Annotated in this window: 12 protein-coding genes and 1 pseudogene; 12 read left to right on the forward strand and 1 reads right to left on the reverse strand. The window is 45.1% G+C overall.

The window, feature by feature from the left end; all coding sequences use genetic code 11:
- Nucleotides 1-87: 87 nt before the first annotated feature.
- Nucleotides 88-348, forward strand: a complete 261-nt coding sequence (locus HQK80_13450; protein ID MBF0223208.1) for a hypothetical protein — start codon at nt 88-90, stop codon at nt 346-348.
- Nucleotides 349-416: 68 nt separating this feature from the next.
- On the opposite strand, the gene HQK80_13455 is transcribed toward HQK80_13450, so the two are convergent.
- Nucleotides 417-1,856: an MFS transporter gene (locus tag HQK80_13455; GenBank protein ID MBF0223209.1), complete on the reverse strand. Its 1,440-nt coding sequence runs from the start codon at nt 1,854-1,856 to the stop codon at nt 417-419.
- A 193-nt stretch (nt 1,857-2,049) separates the two neighbouring features.
- On the opposite strand from HQK80_13455, the gene HQK80_13460 reads away from it, so the two are divergent.
- The 11 genes and pseudogenes from HQK80_13460 to rph form a co-directional block, all read left to right on the forward strand.
- Nucleotides 2,050-2,544, forward strand: a complete 495-nt coding sequence (locus tag HQK80_13460; GenBank protein ID MBF0223210.1) for a TlpA family protein disulfide reductase — start codon at nt 2,050-2,052, stop codon at nt 2,542-2,544.
- A gap of 152 nt (nt 2,545-2,696) precedes the next feature.
- Nucleotides 2,697-2,891, forward strand: a complete 195-nt coding sequence (locus tag HQK80_13465; protein ID MBF0223211.1) for a hypothetical protein — start codon at nt 2,697-2,699, stop codon at nt 2,889-2,891.
- A 122-nt stretch (nt 2,892-3,013) separates the two neighbouring features.
- The gene (locus HQK80_13470) at nt 3,014-3,214 is read left to right on the forward strand and encodes a hypothetical protein (protein MBF0223212.1); all 201 of its coding nucleotides are present in this window, start codon (nt 3,014-3,016) and stop codon (nt 3,212-3,214) included.
- A 113-nt stretch (nt 3,215-3,327) separates the two neighbouring features.
- A complete protein-coding gene (locus HQK80_13475) occupies nt 3,328-3,534 on the forward strand; it encodes a hypothetical protein (protein ID MBF0223213.1) in 207 nt (68 codons plus the stop codon).
- A gap of 92 nt (nt 3,535-3,626) precedes the next feature.
- On the forward strand, nt 3,627-4,430 hold the full coding sequence (gene uppP, locus HQK80_13480; GenBank protein MBF0223214.1) for an undecaprenyl-diphosphatase UppP: 804 nt from the start codon (nt 3,627-3,629) through the stop codon (nt 4,428-4,430).
- A 57-nt stretch (nt 4,431-4,487) separates the two neighbouring features.
- Nucleotides 4,488-5,174: a methyltransferase domain-containing protein gene (locus HQK80_13485; GenBank protein MBF0223215.1), complete on the forward strand. Its 687-nt coding sequence runs from the start codon at nt 4,488-4,490 to the stop codon at nt 5,172-5,174.
- A gap of 52 nt (nt 5,175-5,226) precedes the next feature.
- Nucleotides 5,227-5,541 carry a zinc ribbon domain-containing protein gene (locus HQK80_13490; protein ID MBF0223216.1) on the forward strand — a complete coding sequence of 105 codons (315 nt, stop codon included), beginning with the start codon at nt 5,227-5,229 and terminating at the stop codon, nt 5,539-5,541.
- Nucleotides 5,542-5,661: 120 nt separating this feature from the next.
- Nucleotides 5,662-7,533 (forward strand): tRNA uridine-5-carboxymethylaminomethyl(34) synthesis enzyme MnmG, encoded by a 1,872-nt coding sequence (mnmG, locus tag HQK80_13495; GenBank protein ID MBF0223217.1) that lies wholly within the window; start codon nt 5,662-5,664, stop codon nt 7,531-7,533.
- A 6-nt stretch (nt 7,534-7,539) separates the two neighbouring features.
- Nucleotides 7,540-8,283, forward strand: coding sequence for a cyclic nucleotide-binding domain-containing protein (locus HQK80_13500; GenBank protein ID MBF0223218.1), 744 nt, complete (start codon nt 7,540-7,542; stop codon nt 8,281-8,283).
- Nucleotides 8,284-9,330: 1,047 nt separating this feature from the next.
- A pseudogene (locus HQK80_13505) lies at nt 9,331-9,420 on the forward strand (PEP-CTERM sorting domain-containing protein).
- A gap of 131 nt (nt 9,421-9,551) precedes the next feature.
- Nucleotides 9,552-9,886: ribonuclease PH (gene rph / locus HQK80_13510; GenBank protein MBF0223219.1), on the forward strand; the 335-nt coding region annotated here is incomplete at its 3' end.

The raw sequence follows: 9,886 nt of genomic DNA on the forward strand, positions 1-9,886 counted from the left end.
CCGCTTTTTTCTTTCAGCACTTATCTGCGCCTCTCTTTCATTCCTCATACTTTTTTTCGTCCTTATCCTTACCCCTTTTATCTCAATATGTCAAAACTTGGCGATGTTCACTTACGCTTAAATTTAGGAAAGTCCTCTATTGGCGGGGTTTTTACTCTGGAAAATGAGGCCGCAACTGAGCACATGCAAAGCCTCGTAGCCGAGCTACAGGAAACTCTGAAGCCGGTTTTTGGCACTGTTGTCTTTACCTGCAAAACGGCATCTGAAAAGGTTATCGAAAAGCTTAAAAATGATTTGCAGAAAAAATCCGGGCTTGATACCTACGCCTTAATTGATCTGTCGGCATAGTGAGTGTTCCTGGATAAAGCTGTTGGCTATTAGCAGTTAGCTTTTAGCTAAAGGCTAAAGGCTAAAAGCTACCCATCCCTGTTCCATGAGATGAAAACCCCCAGAACTCCAATAAGTGCAGCAACAAAGAACGATTGTCGCATGGCTTCAACAAAAGCGGATGTATGTTCTGCAGAAAAATCTCTTAAATCGAGTCCGCCAGTTAACTGACTGAATTTGTGGGAGAACACCAGGCTTGCCATAGCGATGCCCAAAAGCATGCCAAGGTTGCGGGCGGTTGCCAGCAGAGAGGCTGATTTGCCAGTGTGCTGCCGAGTTACATTTTTTAAAATTGAAGCGCTGTTTGGGGCCAGAAAAAGAGCTTGGCCACCGCCTAAAACTGCCAGTCTGGCAATAATGCCCGAAGGAGAACTGTGTTCAGAAAGGCCGGCTAACAGGGCTACACCAAGTGAAGAGAACAACAGACCAAGGGTCGATAGTTTTTGGGCTGTGAACTTTTCTGAAAGCCAGCCAGCCGTTGGCCCTATCAGAAGAACAGCCAGGGGTATGGTCATCATTATGCTGCCGATACGGGCTTTTGGCATATTCAGTACATGACTTAAATAAAAAGGGGTAAGGATAAGGACGAAAAAAAGTATGAGGAATGAAAGAGAGGCGCAGATAAGTGCTGAAAGAAAAAAGCGGTTTTTCACAAGATCATAGGGCAGTAAAGGGTTGGCGGCTTTTTTTTCATGAAAAATGAACAGGGTAAGGGCAAGGGCGACGGTTAGTCCTAGAGCGCTCAAGACCAGAGGCGACCAGGATGGCGCTGAAGCATAGGAGATGGCAAGGGAAAATGAGATCAGCAGGAGTATCCAGGTGGCTGGGCCCTTCCACCTGGAGGAGAGTGGTGGAGAATTTTTTTGGTATTGATCCGGATCTCTTTCGGGTATGAGAATCAGGCCCGCTAAAGCAAAAAGAAAGCCGATTGGTACGGTAATAAAAAACAGGGCGCGCCAGGAAAAATATTCCAGGAGAAAGCCTCCGAGTGCCGGCCCCGTCATCAGCCCAAGAGAGACAAAGACGCTTATCATTCCACGCCCGCGGCCAAGTTGATTTTCTGGAAAAGTGTCTTTGATGATCGCAGGCCCGGTTGACATCATCATGCCCGCTCCTAAGGCTTGACAGAGGCGGGACACTATAAGAAACGACAGTTTTGGTGCAAAGGCGCAAGCCAGAGAGCCAAAGGCAAAAACAATAAGGCCAAGGGGATAAATTCTGTTGCGCCCCAGCCGGTCTGACAGGGTTCCCCAGATCAACAGGGTTGAGGTTATGGTTAAGAGATAAACTAATACGATCCACTCGGTGGCCCTGAGTGAACTGTTGAATTCCTCCATAATGGTAGGTAGGGCGATATTGACCATGCTGCTGTCCAGGGTAGACATGAAGACCCCAGCGGCAACAATACTGAAGATGCGCCATTTAGGAAGAAGGGGTTGTGCTGTTAAACTATCGCTTTTAATTGGCATCAAGTTGGATTAAGAATGTTTGATAAAATGAAGTATAATGCTTAGAGTGTGCAAAAGGTAACACGTAATTGACGCAGAGGTAAATACTATTACATAAGCTATGATCTGAAAAAATCGGTTTGTGGACAAAAACAAAATTTTAACAGAGCGGCTGAAAAGTGAGCTGCAAAGCCCTTGAGCGGAGGAAGCGGTTTTGGTTTATAAAAAAAATCTTAGAGTATTTCTGTTGGTTTTCCTTATGGTACTGGCCAGTAATATGGTGGCCCAGGCTGCTACTAAGGTTCCGGATTTTATTTTACGATCGGTGCCAGACAAGAAGGAGATCAATATTAAGGATCACCGTGGCAAGGTGGTTCTCATCACCTTTTGGGCTACCTGGTGCGGGCCATGTGTGAAAGAGATACCGTCCCTGAACAGTTTGCAGGAAGTTTATGGGCCGCAGGGGTTTTCCGTGCTCGGAATTTCAATGGATCAGGGAGGCGTACGGATTGTTGAAAATATGATGAAAAAAACCAGTATTAACTACCCCATAGTTATGGACAACCAAAAGGTAAGTAAGTCCTTTGGGGGAATATTTGGTATTCCAACATCCTTTTTGATTGATCGATCTGGTAATATCGTCAAGCGCTATACCGGCTGGGTAAGCCATGATGTGCTCGAAACGGATATTAAAAAAGTGGTTTTTTAGTGTGAGCTGCGTACGGGGGTGGCTGTTGGCTTTTTTTACTTGGGCATGAAATATTTTTTGACAAATAGTCCTCTTTCTAGCGATACTTGTACAGTATGATTTTTATGTGGCCATTATGGCTTTGCTTGAATTAATAAAAGCTAGGAGATGTTATGAAAAAGAAGATGATTACCATTGTCGCCCTCGTTGCCTTTAGCTTTGTCGCTGCTGGTGCTGTTTATGCCTTTAACTGTAAAATTAAAAGTGTGGATGGCGAAACACTGGTTCTAGACTGTAAGGCAAAAGATGCCAAAGAGGGGACGAGTGGTCAGCAAGTTAAGGTGAAGCCCAAGATTGAGGGCTGTTAACAGGTGTAACTTTGACGGTGGTGAGAATAATTTTGTAGTTGACATAAATTTAGTTTTTTGGTGTATATGTCAGTTAAAGGTGAGTTCCTGACGTGTTTGTTTAATTTTTTCTTACGACCTTTATGAAAAAAAGTCTCATTATCTGGATTTTGGTGTACTTAGTTGGTGCTGCTGTTCCTGCGCTTTCGGCAACCGTTACATGTGAGGTTGAAGAGGTCAGTGGCAGCACGATTATACTAAAAAATTGTGATGAACGAGCAAAAGGCTTCGAGAAAGGTCGTAAGGTTAAGGTTAAGATGCAGCAGGAGAAAGGAACAAAATAGCCACCTTTGCTGGAGGATGTTTACGGTTTGGTTGGGCTGTGAGAGTCATGGTAGCATGAGTTTTCAGAACAATTTAAATGAGCTAATTAACTAAAAGAGAGAGGAGAGTTGAAATGAACAAGAAATTTACCGCATTGGTTTTGGCAGCTGCTTTCGTAGCAGTTTCTGTTGTAGCAGCATCAGCATTTACATGCGAAGTAAAGTCTGTTGACGGCGGAACGGTTACGCTTGAGTGCAAAGAAAAATACACAGAGAAACTCAAAGTTGGCGGCAAAGTAAAGGTTAGTGCTGCCAAGAGAAAAGCTATGGAAGGTTGCTAGTCTCTAAACGCTTTTTTTGAAGGTGTTTCCTGAAAAGAGCTGTTCAATCCTATGATTGAATAGCTCTTTTTGTTTTTAAACTGGTGAGTACTATGGGTTACTTTTCCTCCGTTTTGTTAGGCTTTCTGCAAGGCGCAACTGAGTTTTTGCCTATTTCAAGTTCTGGCCATCTTGTCCTCGCTGAGGCTTTTTTTAAGATTGAAGAGGCGGGTTTGACTTTCGATGTCTCCCTTCATCTGGGGACACTGTTGGCAGTGTTGTTTTATTTTCGTAGCGACCTGCTGGCGATAGGTAGTTCCCTGTTCAGACCGGCCGAGACTAAAGAAGTAAAACAGGAAAGGAAATCAGCCTACCTGATTGTTGTGGCAACTATTCCGGCAGTTGTGGCCGGGCTTTTTCTTGAGGATTATGCGGCAACTGTTTTCAGGAGTCCGGCCCTTGTTGCCTGTACTCTCGTCATTGGCGGAATTTTACTGCTCTGGGCCGAAAAATATGGGCAACATACAAAAAACTATGAAGGACTTGGTTTTAAAGATGCCCTGATTATCGGTCTGGCCCAGGCTTTGGCCATTGTGCCAGGCGTATCCCGAAGCGGTATCACCATGACAGCGGGGCTTTTTAGAAGTTTTGATCGTCCGTCGGTCGCGAGGTTCTCGTTCCTGTTATCCGTCCCCATTATTGCCGGGGCAGGGTTTCTCAACTGCCTGAAAATAATTGGCCAGGGTGGCCTGGAGCCGGGCCAATTGACATTCTTTCTTATTGGCTTTTCCTCGGCTGCAGTTTCTGGCTATTTTTTTATAGCCTTTTTGATGAGGTACATCCAGACTAAATCTTTTGCGGTTTTTGCCTATTATAGGTTTGCCCTGGCAGGTTTGGTTCTGTGGTCGATAATGTAAAGACGCCAACGTGAAAGTACTATGAAAAGTACTATGAAAAAGTCGAGTTAAAAAGTTATGAGTGTTAATAAATTGCCCTCTAAAGAGGCCGAAATTCTAAGGAAGATACGGAAACAGTATACGGTGGCGTTTGAGCCGCTGACGATTCGGGATGTTGAGATACAGCTATTGAAAGTCCAGGACCTGGAGTCTGTTCTTAAAGGGAAAGACCCCTTCAAAAATGTTTCGGAGTTCCCTTTCTGGATTAAACTCTGGGAGTCAGCCATGGTTCTTGCTGATGTTGCTGCAACATTGCCTTTGGAGCCTGGTGCCAGGGTGCTTGAACTCGGTGCTGGCCTGGGTGCTCCTGGATTGGCCGCTGCTGCTAAAGGTTTTGTTGTTACCTTAAGCGATTATGAGCAGATCATTTTAGATTTTCAGCGAGTCAGTGCTGCCAAGAATGGTCTGGATGTGACTATCTCATTTGTTGATTGGAATAAGCCTCCGACTTTAGAGCCTTTTGACGTCATTCTGGGCGCAGAGGTCATATTTAGAGAAGATCTCATTGCGCCTTTGATTGGTGTTTTTGATAAACTGCTTAAACCGGATGGAACTATATATCTTGCCCATGACATTCGCCGTCAGACCTTGTATAAGTTTTTGGATGCCGCAAAAGACACCTATAAAATAATGGTGAAGAAGATCACTCTGTCGGATGGCGATGAAGAAGTGACGGTGATGTTTAACTGTTTAAAGCGTAAATAGCTTTTAGTTATGGATCTCTGACAAAGTAGAGCTACTCTACTGAGAAAAAAATATGCCCGTTTATGAGTATGAACATCTTGGCGAGGGCTGTGTACTTGGTAAACAGTTTGAGTTGACTCAATCTATCTACAGTGCCAAGTTTGCAAAATGCCCAGAATGTGGGGCCAAAGTACGAAAGCTGGTTTCTCTGGCTGGAATAAGCACGCCAAAGACCAACAGTGATTTGAAAAATATGGGTTTTACCAAGCTGGTCAGACGCGATAACGGAGTTTATGAAAATGTCACGGCGACCGGCAATGAAAGCAAGGTGTGGGATTCGAGAAAACCGGGAACCATGCCAGATTTCTCAAAGAAGATCGGCGACTAGGACAGAAGTCAAAGTGACTATTGGTCGATTGGTTGAAAAGTGTAATGGCTGATTCGTATGATACGTTTTTAGTCCAACAATTTTTAACTTTTAATTTTTAACTTTTCACTGTTTTTTAAAATGATAGATTCAGAATATGACGTAATTATTGTCGGGGCCGGCCATGCCGGTTGTGAGGCTGCCCTGGCCTCTGCACGTATGGGTTGCAAGACATTAATTGCCGTGATCAACGTAGATGGTATTGGTGCTATGTCATGTAACCCGGCCATTGGCGGGTTAGCAAAAGGGCATCTGGTCAAGGAGATTGACGCCTTAGGCGGTGAGATGGCCAAGAATATCGATGCTACGGCTATCCAGTTTCGGCGGTTAAATACCAGCAAGGGGCCTGCGGTTTGGTCATCACGGGCACAGGCTGACCGCCTTCTTTATCGGCTTCGAATGAAGTCTGTGATCGAAAATCAGCCGAACCTTGATGTGCAGCAGACTGTTATCGATAAACTGCTTGTTGAAGATAATAGAGTCTGTGGAGTTGTGACTTCTCTCTGCCAGGAAATAAGAAGTCGTGCAGTGGTTATTGTTACCGGAACTTTTTTGAACGGTTTGATCCATATCGGTTTGAAGAGCTTTCCAGCTGGTAGAATGGGGGATTCACCCTCCTTAAGCTTGCCGGAACATTTGCGGGAACTTGGTTTTAGAATGGGTAGGATGAAGACCGGCACAACACCGCGCCTTGACGGTACGACCATCGATTATAGTGAGTTGGAAGCTCAACCCAGTGATGAGCCACCCTGCCTGTTTTCCTATTCAAATACAGGTGGGGCAAAACTTCCCCAGAAACCTTGTTATATAACCTATACCACAGAAGCTACCCATGCAATTATTCGTGGCGGTCTTGATCGCTCGCCCATGTATGCTGGGATTATCGAAGGTATTGGGGCTCGCTATTGCCCATCCATTGAAGATAAGGTGTCTCGCTTTCCGGATAAGACCCGGCATCAGATCTTTCTTGAGCCAGAAGGCCTTGACACGGTTGAGGTTTACCCGAATGGGATACCCACGAGTCTACCGCTCGATGTCCAGACCAACATGCTCAAAACCATCAAGGGGCTTGAAAACGCCAAGATTATCCGGCCAGGGTACGCCATTGAATATGACTATGTTGATCCCTTGGAGCTTTCTTCTTCCTTGGAAACAAAGCGTATTGCCGGCCTGTTTTTGGCGGGTCAGATAAATGGAACCTCGGGCTATGAAGAAGCGGCGGCCCAGGGCCTGATGGCTGGCATAAACGCTGTGAAATACGTCCGGGGAGAGGAACCGCTTGTGCTCGATAGGAGTCAGGCCTATACCGGAGTGTTGATTGATGATCTGATAACCCTCGGCACCAAGGAGCCTTATCGCCTGTTCACCTCCAGGGCCGAATATCGTCTCATGCTCCGTGAGGACAATGCTGACCTACGACTACGCGATATTGGCAGGGAGCTAGGCCTGGTTGATGAGCAGACCTATACACTCTTTTGTGAAAAACGAGATGCCGTGGAAAGTTGTCTGAGCTGGTTGAAAGCGACTGTGGTCAAACCTACCGAAGAGATCAACGGACGCCTTGCTGAACATGGCAGCACACCTCTGAAGCAGGCAGTCAAGATGGATTATCTGTTGCGCAGGCCGGAATTGACAATTGAAAAGGTTCTCGAAATTGCCGGCCAATCAAAAGAGATGTCTGTTGAGGTCAGGCAGGAGGTACAGCTTCAGGTAAAATATGAAGGGTATATTCAACGCCAGCATGAGCAGATAGCCCGCTTTAAGAAGTTTGAAGACGTCTTGCTGCCGACTGATATTGATTATAAATCGTTTGATGGTCTGTCCAATGAAGTTGTTGAAAAACTCTCTACTATCAGGCCACGGTCATTGGGCCAGGCTTCACGCATATCAGGGGTGACCCCTGCCGCTATTTCTGTTTTGCAGATCCACCTCAAAAAGCTCAACATTATATAGACACGTATGACATCTATTAGTGAGAATTTAATCAAGGAACTGGCTCCGTTTGCCAAAGCCAAGGCACCTGTTGATCCAAATCTTCTCAAGATCATTCCCTATTTTGAAACGATCTTTCCAGATCAGAAATTATGGCCGTATTTAGTGAGGTTATCTGGTGACGATGGGCGTGCCTATATTGAGTATAAGCGCTATAAGTCAGGCCAGAAACTTATTGCCAAAGGCAAATTTGATCAGATGATCTATTGGGTGGTCGAAGGTAGCGCCCAGGTTGTGGCAAAGATCAAGGTACAGTCAAAGGTTATTCATGAGGCCCAAAAAGGCGAATGCCTTGGTGAGCTTGGTGTACTGAAAGGTATTATCAGGACAGCCGATGTTGTGGCTGGGAAAAACGGTGTGGATGTTCTGGAGTTTGATTGGGCCATCACCGAAAAAAGTCCGAACTTAGGAAAATATCTCTTCCACCTGATTGCCTTGCATCTGGCCGATAAGCTGGAAAATGCATATAGCAAGCAACTCAAAATTATTGCCAACTCCATTCTAGTTCTCCACGAAAAAACCTCCCAACTCATCGAGCGCAACCGCGCACTCGAACAGTCCATGATGGAACACAGTATCATGATTGGTAAAGAGTTTCATGTTGATCAAGAACAGGCCCTGAGCCACGCCATCGCCAGCATTAAAGAAAGCCTCTCCTTCCTTAAACTCCAAGAGAGCCAGGACAACCTCGATAAGCTTGGGGTTGTCTGAGGCAGGTTTTTGTGAACTCTTACGTTATTTCCTTTGATCTCGCTGTAACTCCTCACTCATCCCCGAATTCCTGTCAGCAGTTTTATTTGTTTGATGATCTAACCAATTAAATTCACAGTAAAAAGCGATAAATTTCCGGATATCCGTCCGGTTTTCCGGTTCCTTGGAGGAGAAATCCGGAATTCGCAATAGTAGTTAGGGCACATTTAGTATATGAGAATCGTAACATTTTGATTTATTGATGGCATCGTGAAAAGGCAAAATGTCGCGCCAAGACGCTAAGGTGCCAAGTCTTTTTGTAATAATATCGAGGTATTGTTGTTGGCGCTTCGGCGTCTTGGCGGGCGACAAAAGGTTCTGCCGAGTTAGTTATTTATTAGAATAAACTAATTTTAAAGAGCTGTGGTATGTTTGCTGCAAAAAACGCTATTCAAGATATCTTTTTCCTGGATATAAATAAAGATAGTATGTAATTGTTTGATTCGTTTAGAAATAATAACCGAGAACAAGAAAATGAAGAAATTAACTTTGGTACTAATAGTTGTCTTTAGCGCCTTTTATACAGGTGTTCATGCAACACCAATTTTTGGTGGTGTACCTGGCTTCACCGTAATTAATAGATCTGACTCCGATTTGGACTCATGGAATACGACAAACGGCTATACTGGAGCTGACTATAGCGGGATGTATATTGGAACTGTTGAAGGAAATGATAGTGAGGGTGATCTTGAGACATTAATTAGCCATTTCTTAGGTGCTACTTACGACATTAATTGGTATTCAAAACTTGATATTGATGAGGGGGTTACAGGAGCATCAGGAGGTGGACTTAGCGTTACTGTTGGTGCTGATGGTAAATCAGGGACGTGGGCGACAACAACTTCAGGATCTTTGCTTGACTTCTATGTCGTAAAGGGATCAACTGAATATGCCCTCTACTTTTTAGATCCAGCTCTGGCTTTAGGTAATTGGGTAACCCGGCATGTGGAGACTAACAGTGGCAGGATTCCAGCTATTTCCCACTTCTCGGCGTCTGTGATTACAGCTCCAGTTCCTGAACCAGCAACTATGCTTCTTTTTGGTACCGGCCTTGCCGGACTGGCTGGCATAGCGAGAAGGAAAAAAGCTCAGAAGTAATTTAGCTTTAAATAGATTGTATAAGGGCAGCGCCGGTTTCCGGTGGCTGCCCTTTTTCTATTTTAGGCGTGCCCTAATTGCTTGAATAGGGTATGAAGTCGCTGACAATACAACGCGAAGAAAGGAATGCTATGAGAAAAGAAAGAAAACCAGATCAGTTGCGATCTGTTGAGATTATAAAGGGGTTTCAGCCCCAGGCCGATGCCTCGGTATTGATTAAGATGGGCAATACCCATGTGCTGTGTGCGGTGACTGTGGAAGATTCGGTGCCGCGATTTCTGAAAGACACCGGCAAGGGCTGGATTACAGCCGAATACGGGATGCTGCCCTGCTCGACAAATTCGCGGATGCGGCGGGAGGCTGAAAAAGGTCGTTCTGGTCGCACCTATGAAATTCAGCGTCTTATTGGTCGCTCCTTGCGTATGATGGTTGATCTGGACACCCTTGGCGAGCGGACCCTGCGGAT

It is taken from the genome of Desulfobulbaceae bacterium, assembly GCA_015231515.1.
In the GTDB taxonomy this organism is placed as follows: domain Bacteria; phylum Desulfobacterota; class Desulfobulbia; order Desulfobulbales; family VMSU01; genus JADGBM01.

Bases quoted from the DNA above. Each gene is read 5' to 3' on its own strand.
- HQK80_13450 (MBF0223208.1), top strand. From the start codon at position 88: ATGTCAAAACTTGGCGATGTTCACTTACGCTTAAATTTAGGAAAGTCC.
- HQK80_13455 (MBF0223209.1), bottom strand. From the start codon at position 1,856: ATGCCAATTAAAAGCGATAGTTTAACAGCACAACCCCTTCTTCCTAAA.
- HQK80_13465 (MBF0223211.1), top strand. From the start codon at position 2,697: ATGAAAAAGAAGATGATTACCATTGTCGCCCTCGTTGCCTTTAGCTTT.
- HQK80_13470 (MBF0223212.1), top strand. From the start codon at position 3,014: ATGAAAAAAAGTCTCATTATCTGGATTTTGGTGTACTTAGTTGGTGCT.
- HQK80_13475 (MBF0223213.1), top strand. From the start codon at position 3,328: ATGAACAAGAAATTTACCGCATTGGTTTTGGCAGCTGCTTTCGTAGCA.
- uppP (MBF0223214.1), top strand. From the start codon at position 3,627: ATGGGTTACTTTTCCTCCGTTTTGTTAGGCTTTCTGCAAGGCGCAACT.
- HQK80_13485 (MBF0223215.1), top strand. From the start codon at position 4,488: ATGAGTGTTAATAAATTGCCCTCTAAAGAGGCCGAAATTCTAAGGAAG.
- HQK80_13490 (MBF0223216.1), top strand. From the start codon at position 5,227: ATGCCCGTTTATGAGTATGAACATCTTGGCGAGGGCTGTGTACTTGGT.
- mnmG (MBF0223217.1), top strand. From the start codon at position 5,662: ATGATAGATTCAGAATATGACGTAATTATTGTCGGGGCCGGCCATGCC.
- HQK80_13500 (MBF0223218.1), top strand. From the start codon at position 7,540: ATGACATCTATTAGTGAGAATTTAATCAAGGAACTGGCTCCGTTTGCC.